Below are 16,370 nucleotides of genomic sequence, written 5' to 3' on the forward strand. Positions count from 1 at the left end.
ACGGGGCGCTCGACGCTCTGCTGCCCTGGCGGCTCGCGGCGCGGATCCACGGCCGACGCGGTCAGGCCCGCCGTACGCGCAGACCTGGAGCAGAGGCGGGCCCCGCGACCCAGGTGACGCAGGTCACATCAAGGGCGGTCACACTCGTCCGGGGTGTTCCGTCAGAGAGGTGTAACCAGCCGAGAGCAAGCTCACGAGGAGATCACCATGGACGCGCGCCTCAACCTCTTCGCCAACCCGGTCGCCGGCAAGTTCACCCGGTACATCAACTCGGCCGGCAAGGTGATCGCCGACTCCACCCTGCCGGCGGCGACCCAGGAGCTGGTGAAGCTCCGCGCCAGCCAGATCAACGGCTGCGGCTTCTGCACCGACATGCACAGCAAGGACGCCGCCCACGCCGGCGAGACCGCCCAGCGCCTGTACCTGGTCGCGGCCTGGAGGGAGGCCAAGGTCTTCACCGAGGCCGAGCGGGCCGCCCTGGAGCTGACCGAGCAGGGCACCCGTATCGCCGACGCGGCGGGCGGCGTCACGGACGCGGCCTGGGAGAACGCCGCCAAGCACTACGACGAGGACCAGCTCGCCGCCCTCGTCTCCCTGATCGCCCTGATCAACGCCTACAACCGCCTCAACGTCGTCGTCCAGCAGCCGGCGGGCGACTACCGGCCGGGCATGTTCGGCTGAGGGAGGGGCGGGGCGGGGCGGGGCGGAGGGTGCGGGGGCGTGGTGCGGGGCGCCGCGCCCCCGGGTGGCCTGATGAGCCGTCTGATCCGTGTGTGAGGGCAACCGTTGGGCCGTTGTGCGAGTCTCCTGAGACGTCTGTGCTCGCCGGACGTATTCCTACCTGCGTGTAGTGTTCCGGCGTTCGGCGGTGACCACGCCGGCGACCCGAGCACGGTGTACGGGGTGGAACGGCCGATGCGGAGGGACGGGCGCCGATGAGCGGAACGAGAAGGCGTGGGCATGCCCCGATGGAGTCGGCCGGCCGGGGGAACAGAGGCGGTGGCGGCCGTACGAGGCTGACCCGGCGCGGGCGGATCGTCGCCTGGGGCGGCGGGGTGACCGCCGTGGTCGTCCTCGCGGTCGGCGGCGTCGGGGCCTGGATCTACCAGGACCTCAACAACAACATCGGACGGGCCGACGTCGACGGCAAGCTCGGTGAGGACCGGCCCGAGAACCTCAGCCCGGGCTCGAAGAACATCCTGCTCGTGGGGTCCGACAGCCGGGACGGCGCCAACGCCAAGTACGGCAAGGACCTGACCACCATGCAGTCGGACACGCTGATGGTGCTGCACATCCCCGCCGACCGCGAGTGGGCCTCGGTCGTCTCCTTCCCGCGGGACTCCTGGGTGGAGATACCTTCCTGCGAGAAGGGCGGCGGGGGGACGTCCTCCCCCCACCACTTCAAGATCAACGAGGCGTTCGCGATCGGCGGCAGCGGCGGGGAGGTCGCCGGGGCCGCCGCGTGCAGCATCAAGACCATCGAGGCCAACACCGGCCTGCGCATCGACCACTTCATGTCGATCGACTTCTCCGGCTTCAAGGGCATGGTCGACGCGCTGGAGGGCATCGAGGTCTGTCCCGAGGCGGCCATCCACGACGAGAAGGCCCATCTGGACCTGGAGGCGGGCTGCCAGACGATCAAGGGCGAGAAGGCCCTCGGTTACGTCCGCACCCGTTACAGCGTGGGCGACGGCTCCGACATCGGACGCATCGGCCGTCAGCAGGAGTTCATGGACGCCATGGCGAAGAAGGCCAAGTCCAAGCTCACGGACGCCGACGCGATGTACGGCTTCCTCCAGTCCGTCACCAAGTCCCTCACCGCCGACTCCGATCTGGCCGGCATCGAGCCGCTGTACGGGCTGGCGAACGAACTGAAGGGCATCGACAGCGACCGGCTGAGCTTCGTCACCGTGCCCAACTACGGGCGGGAGGCCGACCAGCCCACCGACAAGGCGAACGTCGTCTGGCAGTACCCGCAGGCCGCCGAGCTGTTCACCTCCCTGGCCCAGGACAAGGAGGTCACCAAGGCGCAGGTGGAGGCCGCGAAGAAGGACGTGGTGTACGCGTCCTCGGTGAAGTTCCAGGTCCTCAACGGCACCGGCATCGGTGGCCGGGCGGCGGCCGTGGCCGAGCGGCTCACCGGGGCCGGCTACAGCCTCGCGAGCACCGGCAACGCGCCCTCGGCGGTCACGAAGACCACCGTCACCTACCCGGCGGGACTGGAACGCCAGGCCGCCGCACTCGCCTCACGGATCCCGAACGCCCGTGCGGTGCAGGACGCCTCGGCGACGGCCGGCGTGGTCACGGTCGTCGTGGGGCCGGACCTGAAGGTCGAGGACGTCGCCTGAGCGGTCGGTTGGGCGGTCGGTTGAGCGGTCGGTCGGCTGATCATCGGTGGTCACAGGAACCCCTGAGATGGGGTAAAGTTGATCTCGAGCCGGTCACCGGGAAACAAAAACGGTGAACGACCTCTGCGTTGGTGGTCCAAGGAAAGACGCCCCGCTTCCTGCGGGGAAATGCAGGTGCAAGGCCTGCCCGGCGCTCCGATGACGAGTCCCATCCCGTGTCAGACGGGGTGGGACTCGTTCGTTTCCCCCTCCTTCGCTCTCCTTTCCCGCAGGGGCAGTTCGGTGACGACCTCGAAGCCGCCGCCGGGCCGATGCCCCGTCCGTACGCGTCCGCCCGCCGAACGGGCCCGCTCCCGCATCCCGACGATCCCGTAGCCGCCACCGCCCCCGGCCGGCGGCTTCCCTCCGCCGTCGGTGACCATGACGGCCAGCCGGTCGTCGGCGTAGACGAGCCGTACGTCCGCCGTGCCGACGGCCGCGTGCTTGGTGACGTTGGTGAGGGCCTCCTGCACGATCCGGTACGCCGTGAGGTCGGCGCCGGCGGTGAGCGGGCGGGGGTCGCCCTCGGTGCTGACGGTGACCTCGAGCCCGGCGCCCCGGAAGGAGGCGGCGAGCTGCGGGAGGTGGGCGAGACCCGGGGTGGGCGTGGCGGCCGGGCGGGGTCCGGGATCCGCACCCGCCTCCCGCAACAGTCCCACCGTCGCCTTGAGTTCGCGCAGCGCCGAGGCGGTGGTGCCGGCCAGCTCGGCGGTGAGCCGGGCGGCCTCCTCCGGCCGGCCGGGCAACTGCCGGGCCACGGCGCCCGCCTGGAGGTTGGCCAGGACGAGATGGTGGGCGACGACGTCGTGCAGATCGCGGGCGATCCGCATCCGCTCCTCGGCGACCCGGCGCCGCGCCTCCTCCTCCCGGGTCCGCTCGGCGTGGTCGGCCCGGGCCTGTACGGCGTCCGGATACGCGGCGCGCAGCCGGTTCACCGTGCCGAGCGAGGTCGGCAGCAGCAGCCAGGCGGCGGGCCCGAGCAGCTTGAGGACCAGGGGTTCGCCGGGCGGCCCGGCGAGCAGTCCGGTGCCGATCAGCAGCGCGACGGCGACGAGGGCGAAGGTGTTCGCGGTCCGGCGGTCGGTGGCGGCGGCCAGCGCGTACAGGGCGAGCATCAGGGGTGCCGGCAGCAGCACGGTCAGCAGGTATCCGAGCGCGGACGCGGCCACCGCGCAGCCGAGGGTGAGGAGGACGGTACGGCGTGGATGCGTACGGCGCTGAACCAGCGCGGCGCAGGCGACGGCGGCGAGGAGGACACCGGGCCACCAGGGGACGGCGGGTTCCCGGCCCGGGAAGGTGATCACGCTGCTCCGTCGAGGCCTCCCATGTCACCCGGCAGCTCAGGCAGCTGGAGAAGGCCGGCTACGTCACCCGGGTCCCCGATCCGGAGGACCGCCGCGCCCAGCTCATCCGCCTCACCGACACCGGCCGCACCGCCGTTCGGCGTATCCGCGCCGCGGGCCTGCGCGGCATGGAGGCGGCCCTCACCGACTGGGAGCCGGACGACCTGCACCGGCTGGCCTCGCTCTTCGAGCGGTTGGTGAGCGACTTCGTGACGCACGCGGAGGCGGCGGTGGAGGGGGCCTGAGAGGTTCACGGCCCCCCGCCCGGGGGCGGACGGCCGGTGGGGGTGATGGCCGGGTGGGACCGCACGAGTGGCCGGAGGGCCGCGTGGCCGATCAGGAGGCGGCGCGGCGACGGTACGAGGCCGACCTGAGCACGACCCGGGGCGCGCTGCGCGAGCTGCTGCGGGCCGAGCCGTCCGATGCGCATCCCGGCCTGGGGACCGTCGTCTTCGCGAGCGCGCTCGCAGGCCTGCTCGTCCGCCCGGCCACCGGCGCCCTGGTGGCCGGCGCCTTCGCCGCCCTGTTCCTGCTGACCCTGACCGTCGTACACCCGCGCGGCGTCCGGGGCCGGGACGCGGGACGCCGGACGTGTCTCTTCACGTCCGGGTGGGCGCGGTGGCTCCAGTGAGGCCGAGGAAGGAGGCGAGACCGTCGAGGAGCCGCTCCACCTCCTCGGTGGTGTTGTAGGGCGCCAGACCGACCCGAAGGGCCGGGTCCTGGAGCTTCAGGGCGGTGAAGGGCTCGTACGCGTAGAAGGAGCCGGCCGGGGCCAGGACGTCGCGGGCGGCCAGGTGGTACTGGGCCTCGCGGGCGTCGCGGCCTTCGAGGGACATCAGGAGCGTCGGGGTGCGGTCGGCCGCGACCGAGTGCACGGTGACGGCGTCGCCCAGGGCGCGCAGCCCGTCCTCCAGCCGGGTGCGCAGCACCAGTTCGTGCTCGTGCAGGGCGCCCAGCGAATGGGTCAGCCGCTCCCTGCGCGTGGCGCCCTGGCCGCCCGGGTCCAGCGCGGCGAGGAAGTCCACGGCGGCGGTGGCGCCCGCCAGGATCTCGTAGGGCAGCGTGCCGAACTCGAAGCGCTCCGGGACGGTGTCGGGGGAGGGCAGAAGCTTGTCCGGGCGCAGGGACGCGAGCAGCTCGGGTGCTCCCCCGAGCACCCCGCAGTGCGGTCCGAGGAACTTGTACGGCGAGCAGACGAACAGGTCGGCGCCGAGCGCGGGGACGTCCACCAGGTGGTGCGCGGCGTAGTGCACGCCGTCCACGTACACCAGGGCACCGGCCTCGTGCGCCAGATCGGCGATCCGGCGGAGGGGCGGCTTGGTGCCCAGCACGTTCGAGGCCGCCGTGACCGCGACCAGCCGCGTCCGGGACGACAGCGCCCGCTCGAACGAGCCGAGGTCCAGCTCCGCCGTCCCGGCGTCGACCTCGATCCAGCGCACGCTGACCCCGGCGCGCTCGGCGGCCTGGACCCAGGGGCGGACGTTGCAGTCGTGGTCCAGCCGGCTGAGGACGATCTCGTCGCCGGCCCGCCAGTCCTTGGCCAGGTGGCGGGAGAAGTCGTAGGTGAGCTGAGTGGCGCTGCGTCCGTGCACGACACCGCCCGCGGGTACGCCGAGCAGGTCGGCGTAGGCGGCGCGGAACTCCGTGACGGCGCGCTCGGCGTTCAGCTCGGACGGGCTGACGGTGCCCCGGTTGGACAGGGGGCCGGTCAGGGTCGCGGCGATCGCGTCGGCGACGGGGCGGGGCGTCTGGGTGCCACCGGGACCGTCGAAGAAGGCGAGGCCCCCGTCGAGGGAGGGGAAGTGGGCCCGGAGGGCGGTCAGGTCGATGGCCATGGCCTCGGCTTTCGGAGAGTTCTTCCAGCGGGCTTTCCAGACTCTGACACTTGATCCTTGGACACGTAAAGCGATGGATCGAGAAGGGAGAGTTCACGGTTTATGAAGTCCTTGAGGTCCCAGCCGGATCTGAAGCTCCTGTCCACCTTCCTGGCCGTGGTGGACCGAGGCTCCATGGCCGAGGCCGCGGCGGCCCTCGGTTACGTCCCCTCCGCGGTGTCCCAGCACATCGCCGCGCTGGAGCGGGACCTGGGCGTGGAGCTGCTGGTCCGCCGTCCGGGCAGCCGGCTGATCCTGACGGCGGCCGGGCGCGCGCTCGCGCAGGCGGCGCGGAGGCTGTTCGAGGCGACCGCCCGCTTCCAGGACGCAGCCGCCCGTATCGCCGACCGGGACATCGCCGAACTCCGCGTCGGCGCCTACCCCAGCGCGATGAGCCACCTGCTCCCCGGCGTGCTGGCCGCGCTCCGCCCCCGCCGCCGGGGCGCCCGGATCCGTCTCGTGATCGTGGAGACCCACGAGGGGCTGCCGAGGGTCACCTCGGGAGACCTCGACCTGCTCATCGCCTACCGCTACCTGCCCGAGGACCCGCCGACCCCCTCCGCCGACTGGAACGTCACCTCCCTCGGTCACGAGCCCCTGGTCCTCGTCGCGGGCCCACGCCCGGACGCCCGCCCGTGGCAGCTGGCGGACTGCCTGGCCATGGAATGGACCTCGGGCCACGCCCGCAGTCCCGACCGCCGCCTGCTCCACCGCTGGGCCGGGGAGCTGGGCATCTCTCCCGAGGTGACCCTGGAGACCGAGGACCTGCACAGCATGCTGGCCATGATCGGCGCGGGCCTGGCGGTGGGCCTGATCCCGGCGACGCTCCTCGGCGAGGGCGGCGACCGGCCCCGCGTGGAACGGGTCGCCCTCCCGCCCGAGGCCGCACCGCTCCACCGCGAGATCCTGGCCGTGAGCCGACCGGGCGTCCGGCATCCGGTGGTCGAGGAGTTGCTGGCGCTGCTGGCGGAGGCGTTGCGCGGCGCGCGGGCGTAGACGGGCTTCAGTCCTCGGTGGGCTGCTGGAGCATGGCCAGGGTCAGTACGGTGCCGCCGATGCCCCAGCCGCCGTCGGTGACCTCCTCGACCAGGACCATGGTGTTGGGCCGGGCACGTTCGCCGTAGATCTCGACGTACAGCTCGGTGGTCCGGGTGACGATGGTCTCCTTCTGCTTCTCGTCGAGGGTTCCGGCGGGGACCTTGAAGTTCGCGAACGGCATGGTGGTGCTCCTTCTTCCCTGGGCTTTCGCGGCTTCAGCGTGGTGTGGCGGGCCCGCACCGGCCAGGGCTGTTCCCACCCTGGGGTTGCCGTCCCCTGGTTCGCGTCCGCCGGTGCCGCGACGATGGAGGCGTGAACCACTCCGCACTTGCCGCGTACCTCAAGTCCCGGCGCGATCGGATCCGCCCGCCGGACGTAGGACTGCCCACCGGTCCGCGGCGCCGGGTGCCCGGTCTGCGACGCGAGGAGGTGGCCCGGCTGGCCGGGCTGTCGGCGGACTACTACACCGAGCTGGAACGCGGACGCGGCGCCCAGCCCTCGGCCCAGGTGCTCGCCGCGCTGGCCCGGGCGCTCCGGCTGAACGGCGACGAACGCGACCATCTGTTCCACCTCGCCGACCGGCCGGTCCCGCCGGGGGCGCACGGTCCCACCGCGCATGTCCAGCCCGGTCTGCTCGCACTCCTGGACCAGCTCACCGCCACACCCGCCCAGGTCATCACCGACCTGCACGAAACCCTCGTACAGAATCCGCTGGCCGCCGCACTCGTCGGCCGGACCTCGGCACTGCGCGGTCCCGAGGCGAGCTTCGTCCACCGCTGGTTCACCGATCCCGCGGCCCGGAGCCTGTATCCGCCCGAGGACCACCCCCACCACTCCCGGGTCTTCGTCGCCGACCTCCAGGCGGTCGCGGCCCGGCGCGGCGGCGACCCCGAGGTGCGCCGGATGGTGGCCGTACTGCGCCGACGCAGCCGGGAGTTCAGCACGCTCTGGGACACCCACGACGTCGCCCTCCGGCGCACCGACCACAAGCGCATCGTCCATCCCGCCCTGGGCGTGATCGAGCTGGACTGCCACAGCCTGTTCAGCGAGGACGGCCGCCAACGCCTTCTGTGGTTCGGCGCCCCGCCCGGCACGGAGGGCGCGGCCCAGCTGAGCCTGCTCTCGGTGATCGGCACACAGGACATGGTCGAACCAGGTCCACGGGTGAGCGCCCGGTCGCCGGAGAGGCGTTGAACGCGTCCGCTACTCCGGTGGCCGGTTGTAGCTGTCCAGGGTGGCCTTCGTCGTCGAGGTGTCCATGAGCCGCAGTTCCCAGGGACCCGTGTTGACGTCGAAGTCCTTGCCGAAGCCGACCCACTTGCCGGCCATGCGCCGTCCCGTGGGCTCGACGAGCATCTGGAGTGCGCCGAAGTAGCGGGCGCCGCGGTAGTACCCGTCCGGCGCCGTCTGTTCCACCCAGGTGCCCGTCACCGTGTTGCCGTCGATCTGGAGATCGAGGGTCAGCGGGCTGTCCGGGTTGAGTGAGCCGCTCGGCAGGCTGCGGCCGGTGAGCCGGTTGCCGTGCTGGAGCAGGACGACGTGGTGCTTTCCGGTGAAGACCTGTTCGTCCCGGCCGCTGGAGACGTACTCGTAGGTGCTCAGCCATACGCCGGCGTGATTGCTGCGGGGCGCGGTCTGAGCGTTAGGCGCGCCTGCACGGATCGGGATGCCCACCGGTGAGTCCTTGAGGTCGTGACCGCCCTGACCGTCATCGCTGACGCGGGCGGCTGATCGCCTCGGGCCACGGCGTCGTGGATGCCGAGAGCCTGGCCGCACGGCATCCCGCTTGGTCCGCCGCTCCGACAGCCCACCTCGACGTTTTCGCCGAAGCCCAGCGGCGGCAGTGGGAGGCGATCGCCGGAGCCGACCGGCCCGAGGAGTGGACGCATCGACTGCATGCGGCGGCGCGGGCTTGGGCGGAACACCGGAGGTAGCGGCACAAGGGCAGGTGGCTGTTATGCCGTCACCAAGGCCGGGCGCCGTACAAGGGCCGAGGGGGCCGGGGGCTCCACCGTCGTGAAGACCATCAGGCGCAGGATCAGGAAGCGGCCGATGCCGGCCAGGGCGGAAGCGCTCAGGTAGACGAGCTGTTCCGTCAGCAGGCCGGGGGACGCCTCGATCGCGTGCAGGGTGAGGACCGCGATGCTCGTGGCCGCGTAGGCCGCCGCCGCCGAGCCCGCCGACTGCCAGTGGCGGCGCCAGCCCGCCCGGCCGCCGGTGCGGAATGTGTAGCGGGCGTGGAGTTCGGTGCACAGGAGGGTCGAGGCGATCGTGATCAGCGCGTTCGCCAGGGTCCACGGCATCAGGGTGGCCAGCGTCGGGACCGCGAGGCTGCACAGGACTCCGGTGCCGCCGCCGAAGGCGACGAAGCGGATGAAGGAGGCGAACACGGGGGGTCCTTCCGCAGCGGACGGGTCGGATCGAGGCACTTCCATTGCTTAACTCAGGCAACTATAAATCTATTGCTTGAGTTACGCAAGGAATATCGGACCGAGAGAAAGGGCCGGCTGCGGTGCCCTCCCGCGGCCGGCCCTCCCCGGCGTCCGCCTACGACCCGTTCGCGCTCGACGGGCCGAAGAACTCGATCTCCGCTATCGCCACCTGCTTGCTCGCCGACGCCCCGTACGCCGACTCGATCGTGAAGCGGACCTTGGTGACCTCGCCGACGCGGAAGGCGCGGCGCTGGCCGCCCGCCTGCTGGTCGAGGACCAGTTCGCGGGTCGCCGTGGTGCCGTCCTTCAGGGTGATCGCCGCCTTGACGCGGTGCGGCAGGGCCGACTCGGTGAGCTGCTCGGCGCGGGTCGAGGTGCCCGGCGTGATGACCAGGTCGAGCAGCCGGGTCGGCTCGTTGAAGCGGGCCTCGATCCACTCGCCCTCGCCCGACTGCGAGACACCCGGACCCCACCAGCTGTTGTTGATCTTGTCGAAGGCCAGGTCGGGCTTGTGACCGGGGTAGGAGCGGGAGGCCGCGTACGTGTCCGGCGACACCGCCGCGCGCTTCGCGAAGTGGTCCTTGGTCGCCTGGATCGCGTCCGGCGCCTTCACCCCGGCGGTGATCAGCAGCGTGAGGACGACCGCGGCCATCACCCAGGTGAGGATCCGGTCGAACGTCCGGCGCAGACGCGGGCGGTCCCCTGCCCACGGTGTCTCGCCACCCCGCCCGAACAGCCGCCGCCACCACGGCAGCCGGATCGAGGAGCGGTCCTCCAGGGTCATCGGCATCGCGCAGCGCGAGCAGTAGTGCCGGTCGGGCCGGTTCGGCGTCGCGCACCACGGGCAGGCGATGCCGTTCAGCTCACCCTGCACCGGACCGGGCGCGCGGACCTGCGGCCGGTCCGCCACCGGGACGCCGGGCAGCACCGGCGCCACGGACGGGGGCGCGGGCGCGGGCTCCTCCGGATCGGCGACAGGGACCAGCAGCGAACGGGCCCGCGCCGCCATCGTGTCGCCCAGGGCGGGGGTGGGGGTGGTGGGCGCCGTTCCGTCGGTGTCGGGGGTGGCGGCGGCGGACGTGGTGTCTGTCGTCGGGGGGAGGGGCGGGAGGGGGGTCTCGGTCGTGTCCTCGTCGTCCTCGTCGTCCTCGTCGGTCCCGCCGGCGGTTCCGTCGCCGTCTTCGTCGTGGTCCGAGTCGCCGGTCGTGCGGGGCTCGCGGGACCGGTCGTCGGCCGTCGGGCCTGCCGGGGCGCGGTCCTCGTCCTCGCCGTCCTCGGCCCGGCCGGCCTCGTCACGGGTGCGGGCCGAGGACGACGGTGCCGCCGCCGTCGTGGCGGAGGACGCCGACGACGCCGCGGCGGCACCCGCGCCCGCCGTCCCGGCCCTCGCCGGGGCCCGGTCACGGTCGCGGTCCGTCCAGCTCAGTACGGCCCCGCACGCGTCGCAGAAGGACTGGCCGAGTTCCGCCCGGGTGCCGCACTCGGCGCAGTTCTGGGTGGTCATCTTCTCTCCGGGGTCCTTTCGGCGACGGTCACCTTGACCGTGTAGGGCATGTGGGCGGGGCGGGCGGCGGCCACGAGGGCGTCCAGGCGGTGCTCGTCCGCCGGGCCGGGGTCGGGCAGACGGACGGTGACGTGGAGGTGGGGGCGGGCGTCGCCGGGGAAGGGCCCGAGGGGGCGGGCGCTCCACGCCGAGCCGCCGCTCTCCTCGATCTCCGGCTCCACACCGAACGCCAGCCGGACGGCCTCGGCCAGCCCCCGGCGGGTGCCGCGCACCCGGTGCAGATACGCGGCCGCGGCGACGGCGGCCCGCAGCCTCGGCTCCGGTTCCGTACCGTCGGTCTCCGCGCCGACCCAGCCCGCCAGCCAGCGGGTGAAGTCGACCGGGGCGAGCGCCGGGTCGAAGTAGGCGGGCAGACAGTCCAGGACATTGAGGATGGGCGCCAGCACGTCGTCCAGCCCGCCCACGAACCGCTGCGCGAGATCGTCGTCCGCGAACACGGCGGGCAGCATCGCCCCGATCGGCGCGGAGGACCCGAGCCCGTCGACGGAACCTCTCATCCGGCGCCTCCTGCAACACCCTCAGGGGGCGCGGGGAACTGCGCGACCAGCCACGACGGCGCCGCACCGAGCCAACGACAGCAACCCACCCTCACGCCCCGTCCCCGATCACGCGCACCCGATGGTCGTACGAGAACACGAGCGCCGGCGCCGCCAGATCGATGCGATCGGTCGCGTCGCCGCGCTTGCCGGTCAGCGGGTCGGCGGGGTGCAGGGTGACCTGGTCGACCAGTTCCACTCCCGGCACGCGCTGGAGCACCGCGAACACCTCGCCGGACTGCACCGGACGCCCGAACGGCCAGCCCTTGCCGTCCGCGCCGCCGGTCAGCGGGTCGAGGTGCCGGTAGAGGGCGTCGTGGGCCTGGCGGCGGACGCGGTCGGTGTCGACGCCGCGGAAGGCGTGGACCGTGGCGACCACGGTGATGCCCTGGTAGTACGGCGGCCCGACCGCCAACCGGGTCCCGATCAGGCGGCGTTCGTCCAGGTGCCGCATGATCCGGTCCAACAGGTTGTCACCGGGCACCAGTTGCTCGAAGCGGAGCCGCCCGCCGGGGTCCGGGACGGCCTGCGGGACCACCAGCACCCGTACCGCGTAGGAGCCGTGCTCGTCGGGTTCGCCCTCCAGGCAGGTGATGCGGGCGGTCTCGGGGGCGGCCCGGCGGGCGAGTTCCTCGTAGTCGCGCAGGGTCACGGCGCGCTCCTGGGCGCGCAGGGTGATCGGTGCGCGGAGCTTCGCCTCCTCGACCGTCTCGCCGTCGACGCCGCCGCGCGCGGCCTCCCGGTTGACGACCTCGGAGACGTACGGCACGGAGGTGCGCAGCACCCGTACCGCGCCCCGGGCCACGTTGCCGGCCCGGCCGCCGCCCGTGCGGTAGCGGCGGGCGCGGACGAAGGCGCCCTTGGAGGCGACCGCGCCGTACTGGCGCAGCGTGCCGTCGGGTTCGCGGACGGACGGGCCGAAGGCGATCTCACCGGTGGCGGCGTCGAGGGTGATGTGGCGGTCGTCCGCGCCGGAGGCGGCGAAGTGGGGGACGACCTGCCAGTCGACCCAGCCCTCGTGCTCGGCGGTCTGGAGCAGGACCGGCGGGGTGTCGCCGACGACGGGGGCGTGGGCGAGACGCAGCCGCTGGCCGGGCAGACCCGTCGACTCGCCGAGGTTCTCGTCGCGGATGGTCTCGGCGTGGACGGCGGGGGCCGTGCCGCCGACCGTGAAGGCCTCGGCGGAGCGGACCGTGGGGGAGGTGGTGTAGAAGGGCTGGCCGACCAGGGGCTCGGTGACCCGGCAGCGCAGCCAGCCCGCCTCCTGGCCGCCGGAGCGGGACAGGACGTGGCCGCCGGGGATGTGCAGGACGACCTCGCCGGGGCGGTTGAGGCCGCCGGTGCCGTCGCGGTCGACCTCGCAGGGCTGCCAGCCGTCCTCCGTCCACGCCTCCCAGACCAGCGGGGGCTGACGGGGGTCGACGCCGACGCCGTCGACGCGGCTGTCGAGTTCCAGGGCGACCGCGCAGTGCGGGACGGCGGCGCTCAGGCCGAGGAGCATGCAGTCGCCGGGGCGCGGGGCCTCGGCGAAGCACAGCACGTCCTTGCCCTCGGCGAGGTCGGTGGTCAGGTCGGTGACCGGCTGGCCCTGCCGCTGGACGACCAGATGCGACAACTCACTCGGTACGACGGTCAGTTCGCGTTCCGTCGCGAAGACGACCGCCTCCTCGCTCTCCGTGCGGAGCGTCGCCACCTCGGTGCCGGTCGGCAGCAGCACCGGCTCCTCCTGGGGCGCCGACAGCCAGAAGGTGACGTCGGTACGGGCCGCGGACGGCGGGAAGAGCCGGATGCCGACCAGGTCCAGGAACGCGAGATGGTTCTTGTCCGGGACCCGGTTGAGGCGGTAGACGATCTGGTCGGCCATGTGCGCGACCGTCTCGACGAGCGTGACGCCCGGGTCGGACACGTTGTGGTCGGTCCACTCCGGCGCGCGCTGCTGGATGTAGCGCTTGGCGTCGTCGACGAACTGCTGGAAGCGGCGGTCGTCCAGGTTGGGGGAGGGCAGGGCCATCAGCGGTCGCTTTCGGAAGCCGTACCGGAGGAACCGGGCAGACCCGGCTCTTCGTGGGACGGAATGACGTAGAAGGGGAAGACGAGACTGCGCGGGTTGTTGGTCCCGCGGATGGAGTAGCGGACGTCGATCCAGAGCACGCCCTGCTCGGCGCCGGCCGTCACCTCGACGTCGTTGACCTCGATGCGCGGCTCCCAGCGGTCCAGGCTGGTGTACACCTCGTGCTGGATGCGGCCGGCCGTCGCCTCGTTGACCGGGGCGAACACCAGGTCGTGGATGGCGCAGCCGAACTCCGGGCGCATGGGGCGCTCACCCGGCGCGGTGGCCAGGATCAGCCGGATCGCCTCCTCGATCTCGCGCTCGCCGCTGACCATGGCGATGCCTCCGGTGGGGCCGATCCGCAGCGGGAACGCCCAGCCCGACCCGACGAATTGTTCGGCCATCAGAGGGCCACCCTTCTCCTGGGACGGGATCCCATGGGCTCGCATCCCATGGGCTCGGATTTCACGGGCTCGGATCTCACGGGATCGGATACGGCTTGTTGTTGACCATCACGACGCCCTGGAGCAGCAGGGTCGCGGCCCGGATCCCCACGTTGGCGGTGGCGTTGACCTGCACGGTGCCGCCCGCGGTGACCGTGGCGGCGCCGCCCGCCTTCAGGCTGAGCGCGCCCAGCGCGTCCACGGCCACGACGCTGGTCAGCGACTTGAGGTTGACCGCCCCGGTGCCGCGGATGTCGAGCAGCCCGCCGCTCTTGATGGTGAGCTTGCGGCCCGCGCTCAGGGTGAGATCGGTGCCGGCCTCGACGGACACCGACCGGGTGCCCGTGATCTTGACGGTGCCCTTGCTGTCGACGGTGATCTCGGTCTGCGTACGGTCCAGGTTGATGACGAGCTTGTCGTCCCCGGAGGTGACCCGGACGCCCTGTTTGCGCCCGCCGGTCTTCTGGCTGAGCAGGTCGACGCGGTTGCCGTCGCGGTCGGAGAGGGTGTGCCGGGCGGCGCGCCGCCGGGCCCCGTCGTGCAGCGGCACGTCCTTCACCGGCGTCGGCTTGTCCTTGCCGTTGTAGAGACCGCCGATGACGTACGGATGGTCGAGGGCGCCCCGGTCGAAGGCGACCAGCACCTCGTCGCCCACGTCGAGCGGGAAGATCGACCCGCCGTCCTTGCCGCCCCACTGCACGACCCGCGTCCAGTCGGAGATGTACACGTCGTCCAGCCAGGGGAACTGGAGCTTCACCCGCCCCTGCTTCAGCGGGTCCTGTACGTCCGTCACCAGGGCGTTCGTGGTGCCGGGCAGGTGCAGGCCGTTGTGCGAGGCGGCACCCCCGCCGCCGGAGGCGAGCCCGTACAGGGACCGCCACTGCCGCCCGCTGACGGTCACCCACGCCTCGTAGTGCTTGCCGTCGCCGAAGACGTGCCGTACGGACGTGGCGGTGTACTTGCCCTCGAAGGGCGCCCCGACGTCGGCGAGGGTGACGGGCAGACCGGGCCGCAGCTTCGGGGTGCCGCGTGCGATGACCTCCAGCTCGGCGAAGGACCCGGTGACGTCGTCGGCGAGGGCCTCGGCGGCGAACTTCACCTCCGACTGCCGGTCGTACGGCGTCTGCGCGTCGACCAGCTTCGCCGCCTTGAACTTGGCGGCCGCCTCACCCGGTGTCGTCCCGATGCTGATGCCGGGGTTGGTGGTGGCGGGCGCGGTCGCGGTGAGCTTCTTCTTCGTGGTGACGTCCCAGCCGCGCGCCTCGACGGTGGCGACCTGCTCGGCGGTGGTGACGGCGGCCCGCAGCCGCAGGATGTCCGTACCGGCTTCGAGCACGTACGGGCTCTTCTCACCGGGCGTCGAGGTCGGCGGCGCCCCGGAGGCGGGGTCCGGCTTGACGAACTGGAACTTCCCCTTCGAGTCGACCGACATCACCATCTCGTTCTCGTCGGCGAGACGGGCGAGGAAGTCCCAGTCGGTGACGTTGGCCTGGCTGATGAACTCGTAGACCGTCTTCGTCGACTGGATCCTCCCGACGGACACCCCGGCCTGCGCGGCGAGCTTGCGGGCGATGTCGGAGGCGCTCTGGTTGCGGTACGCGGCGATCCGGCGCTGGCGCATCAGACGGTGGCCGGCGTCGTACCCCCGGACGACGGTGAAGGAACCGGTGCCGTCGTAGTCGGCCTCCAGCCCGCACACCTCGCCGGTGAACAGCGGATCCCCGGCGCCCTGCCCGTCCGCGATCGGCGTCAGCACCACCGGCGTCCCGAACTTGATCCCCAGTTTGCCGAGGACGAGCCGGTACGGGTCGCGGAACGTCAGCCGGAAGGAGGCGGGCACCCCGAGCCCCTGGTCCACCCAGCCCTCCACCAGCAGCGGCGCGAAGTCGGGCGGCAGCGGACGGCCGCCCAGGGTGACCTTGATGATGTTGGAGAACGCGGTCGCCACCATCAGGAACGCACCTCCCCGGCGGACGGCAGGATCAGCTCGATCCCGGTGGGCAGCCGGGTCGGGTCGTCGATGCCGTTGGCCTCGGCGATGTCCCGCCACGCGGCCGTGTCGCCGTACTCCCGCCAGGCCAGCGACTGGAGCGAGTCACCGGCCACGACCCGGTGCACCCGCTGCGCGGTCAGCGCGCCCGAGGTCGGGTTCTGCCCCTTGGTCTTGCTGGGGATCTCGTGCAGCCGCACCTGACAGGTGGCGCGGATCGGGACACCGGTCGTGCCGAACAGGGTGTAGGAGACGTCGACGCTGCTGACGTACGCCGTGAAGTGCACCGTCGAGAACGACCCCCACTGGAACACCACCCACGGCGGCGAGGGCTGGTTCGCGGCGATGCTGCCGGTGGTGACCTCGCAGCAGTCGAACAGCGACTCCACCTTCTGCATCACGGTGTTGCTGTCCGGCTGGTCGGAGGAGTCCAGGAAGATCTCCACGCTCATCTCGCGCGGCTCCGGCCCCATGAACTCCGGCTTCGAACCGTCACGGACGGCCGCCGTCGGGGTCACCTTCCACAGTGCCCGGCGCGCCACCTGCAACTGGGCCGGGTTGAACTCGAACTCGAAGGACTTGCGCAGCCCGCCCGGTGTGGTGCTGGTGCCGACCGGCGGTTCGTGGATCGAGAGGGTCGCGCGGACCAGGCTCTTGCCCGCCCCGCTCTTGCTGCCCTTGGCCATGATCGTGTGTCCTCTTCCCGGCTTCTC

General features: G+C 72.3%; 15 protein-coding genes and 2 pseudogenes. 6 read left to right on the forward strand and 11 right to left on the reverse strand.

All coding sequences use genetic code 11. From position 1 onward, the window contains the following. The first annotated feature begins 207 nt into the window (after nt 1-207). Both AQJ64_RS40090 and AQJ64_RS40095 read left to right on the forward strand, forming a co-directional pair. On the forward strand, nt 208-681 hold the full coding sequence (locus AQJ64_RS40090; protein WP_055635004.1) for a carboxymuconolactone decarboxylase family protein: 474 nt from the start codon (nt 208-210) through the stop codon (nt 679-681). A gap of 254 nt (nt 682-935) precedes the next feature. Further along, the gene (locus AQJ64_RS40095) at nt 936-2,348 is read left to right on the forward strand and encodes an LCP family protein (protein WP_397802564.1); all 1,413 of its coding nucleotides are present in this window, start codon (nt 936-938) and stop codon (nt 2,346-2,348) included. 218 nt (nt 2,349-2,566) lie between these two features. Here the strand turns inward: AQJ64_RS40095 and AQJ64_RS40100 are convergent, their stop codons facing one another. After that, nucleotides 2,567-3,691, reverse strand: a complete 1,125-nt coding sequence (locus AQJ64_RS40100; protein WP_079062222.1) for a sensor histidine kinase — start codon at nt 3,689-3,691, stop codon at nt 2,567-2,569. On the opposite strand from AQJ64_RS40100, the pseudogene AQJ64_RS40105 reads away from it, so the two are divergent. Both AQJ64_RS40105 and AQJ64_RS40110 read left to right on the forward strand, forming a co-directional pair. After that, nucleotides 3,691-3,975 (forward strand): annotated as a pseudogene (locus AQJ64_RS40105) (MarR family winged helix-turn-helix transcriptional regulator); the annotation flags it as partial. The gene AQJ64_RS40100 and the pseudogene AQJ64_RS40105 sit on opposite strands and share 1 nt — an antisense overlap. Before the next feature lie 83 nt (nt 3,976-4,058). Continuing rightward, nucleotides 4,059-4,361, forward strand: a complete 303-nt coding sequence (locus AQJ64_RS40110) for a hypothetical protein (RefSeq protein ID WP_107120647.1) — start codon at nt 4,059-4,061, stop codon at nt 4,359-4,361. Here AQJ64_RS40110 and AQJ64_RS40115 read toward each other — a convergent pair. After that, nucleotides 4,330-5,565, reverse strand: coding sequence for a cysteine desulfurase-like protein (locus tag AQJ64_RS40115; RefSeq protein WP_059203437.1), 1,236 nt, complete (start codon nt 5,563-5,565; stop codon nt 4,330-4,332). The two genes, AQJ64_RS40110 and AQJ64_RS40115, sit on opposite strands and share 32 nt — an antisense overlap. Nucleotides 5,566-5,667: 102 nt before the next feature. Here AQJ64_RS40115 and AQJ64_RS40120 point away from each other — a divergent pair, with 102 nt between their 5' ends. Next, the gene (locus AQJ64_RS40120; protein ID WP_055638455.1) at nt 5,668-6,600 is read left to right on the forward strand and encodes a LysR family transcriptional regulator; all 933 of its coding nucleotides are present in this window, start codon (nt 5,668-5,670) and stop codon (nt 6,598-6,600) included. Nucleotides 6,601-6,607: 7 nt separating this feature from the next. Here AQJ64_RS40120 and AQJ64_RS40125 read toward each other — a convergent pair whose 3' ends face one another. Next, nucleotides 6,608-6,823: a tautomerase family protein gene (locus AQJ64_RS40125; RefSeq protein ID WP_055638454.1), complete on the reverse strand. Its 216-nt coding sequence runs from the start codon at nt 6,821-6,823 to the stop codon at nt 6,608-6,610. Nucleotides 6,824-6,954: 131 nt separating this feature from the next. Here AQJ64_RS40125 and AQJ64_RS40130 point away from each other — a divergent pair, with 131 nt between their 5' ends. Further along, the gene (locus tag AQJ64_RS40130; protein WP_055638453.1) at nt 6,955-7,836 is read left to right on the forward strand and encodes a helix-turn-helix transcriptional regulator; all 882 of its coding nucleotides are present in this window, start codon (nt 6,955-6,957) and stop codon (nt 7,834-7,836) included. 9 nt (nt 7,837-7,845) lie between these two features. Here AQJ64_RS40130 and AQJ64_RS40135 read toward each other — a convergent pair. The 8 genes and pseudogenes from AQJ64_RS40135 to AQJ64_RS40170 all read right to left on the reverse strand — a co-directional run. Continuing rightward, nucleotides 7,846-8,367, reverse strand: a pseudogene (locus tag AQJ64_RS40135) (XRE family transcriptional regulator); the annotation flags it as partial. A 230-nt stretch (nt 8,368-8,597) separates the two neighbouring features. Beyond that, nucleotides 8,598-9,077 carry a GtrA family protein gene (locus AQJ64_RS40140; RefSeq protein WP_055638452.1) on the reverse strand — a complete coding sequence of 160 codons (480 nt, stop codon included), beginning with the start codon at nt 9,075-9,077 and terminating at the stop codon, nt 8,598-8,600. A 112-nt stretch (nt 9,078-9,189) separates the two neighbouring features. Further along, on the reverse strand, nt 9,190-10,578 hold the full coding sequence (locus tag AQJ64_RS40145) for an NADase-type glycan-binding domain-containing protein (protein WP_059203438.1): 1,389 nt from the start codon (nt 10,576-10,578) through the stop codon (nt 9,190-9,192). Then, nucleotides 10,575-11,135 carry a phage tail protein gene (locus tag AQJ64_RS40150; protein ID WP_059203439.1) on the reverse strand — a complete coding sequence of 187 codons (561 nt, stop codon included), beginning with the start codon at nt 11,133-11,135 and terminating at the stop codon, nt 10,575-10,577. The genes AQJ64_RS40145 and AQJ64_RS40150 overlap by 4 nt, the downstream gene beginning before the upstream one ends. A 91-nt stretch (nt 11,136-11,226) precedes the next feature. Further along, nucleotides 11,227-13,185 (reverse strand): putative baseplate assembly protein, encoded by a 1,959-nt coding sequence (locus AQJ64_RS40155; protein WP_055638844.1) that lies wholly within the window; start codon nt 13,183-13,185, stop codon nt 11,227-11,229. After that, nucleotides 13,185-13,628 carry a GPW/gp25 family protein gene (locus AQJ64_RS40160; protein ID WP_055638845.1) on the reverse strand — a complete coding sequence of 148 codons (444 nt, stop codon included), beginning with the start codon at nt 13,626-13,628 and terminating at the stop codon, nt 13,185-13,187. Before AQJ64_RS40160 ends, AQJ64_RS40155 begins: the two co-directional genes overlap by 1 nt. 76 nt (nt 13,629-13,704) lie before the next feature. After that, nucleotides 13,705-15,618: a VgrG-related protein gene (locus AQJ64_RS40165; protein ID WP_055638846.1), complete on the reverse strand. Its 1,914-nt coding sequence runs from the start codon at nt 15,616-15,618 to the stop codon at nt 13,705-13,707. Continuing rightward, the gene (locus AQJ64_RS40170) at nt 15,618-16,343 is read right to left on the reverse strand and encodes a CIS tube protein (RefSeq protein ID WP_055638847.1); all 726 of its coding nucleotides are present in this window, start codon (nt 16,341-16,343) and stop codon (nt 15,618-15,620) included. Before AQJ64_RS40170 ends, AQJ64_RS40165 begins: the two co-directional genes overlap by 1 nt. Nucleotides 16,344-16,370: the final 27 nt, after the last annotated feature.

This window comes from Streptomyces griseoruber, assembly GCF_001514205.1.
Lineage (GTDB): Bacteria > Actinomycetota > Actinomycetes > Streptomycetales > Streptomycetaceae > Streptomyces > Streptomyces griseoruber.

Coding starts and splice junctions, on each gene's coding strand:
- AQJ64_RS40095 (WP_397802564.1), top strand. CDS start 936: ATGAGCGGAACGAGAAGGCGTGGGCATGCCCCGATGGAGTCGGCCGGC.
- AQJ64_RS40115 (WP_059203437.1), bottom strand. CDS start 5,565: ATGGCCATCGACCTGACCGCCCTCCGGGCCCACTTCCCCTCCCTCGAC.
- AQJ64_RS40120 (WP_055638455.1), top strand. CDS start 5,668: ATGAAGTCCTTGAGGTCCCAGCCGGATCTGAAGCTCCTGTCCACCTTC.
- AQJ64_RS40090 (WP_055635004.1), top strand. CDS start 208: ATGGACGCGCGCCTCAACCTCTTCGCCAACCCGGTCGCCGGCAAGTTC.
- AQJ64_RS40125 (WP_055638454.1), bottom strand. CDS start 6,823: ATGCCGTTCGCGAACTTCAAGGTCCCCGCCGGAACCCTCGACGAGAAG.
- AQJ64_RS40145 (WP_059203438.1), bottom strand. CDS start 10,578: ATGACCACCCAGAACTGCGCCGAGTGCGGCACCCGGGCGGAACTCGGC.
- AQJ64_RS40160 (WP_055638845.1), bottom strand. CDS start 13,628: ATGGCCGAACAATTCGTCGGGTCGGGCTGGGCGTTCCCGCTGCGGATC.
- AQJ64_RS40150 (WP_059203439.1), bottom strand. CDS start 11,135: ATGAGAGGTTCCGTCGACGGGCTCGGGTCCTCCGCGCCGATCGGGGCG.
- AQJ64_RS40170 (WP_055638847.1), bottom strand. CDS start 16,343: ATGGCCAAGGGCAGCAAGAGCGGGGCGGGCAAGAGCCTGGTCCGCGCG.
- AQJ64_RS40140 (WP_055638452.1), bottom strand. CDS start 9,077: ATGGAAGTGCCTCGATCCGACCCGTCCGCTGCGGAAGGACCCCCCGTG.
- AQJ64_RS40165 (WP_055638846.1), bottom strand. CDS start 15,618: ATGGTGGCGACCGCGTTCTCCAACATCATCAAGGTCACCCTGGGCGGC.
- AQJ64_RS40155 (WP_055638844.1), bottom strand. CDS start 13,185: ATGGCCCTGCCCTCCCCCAACCTGGACGACCGCCGCTTCCAGCAGTTC.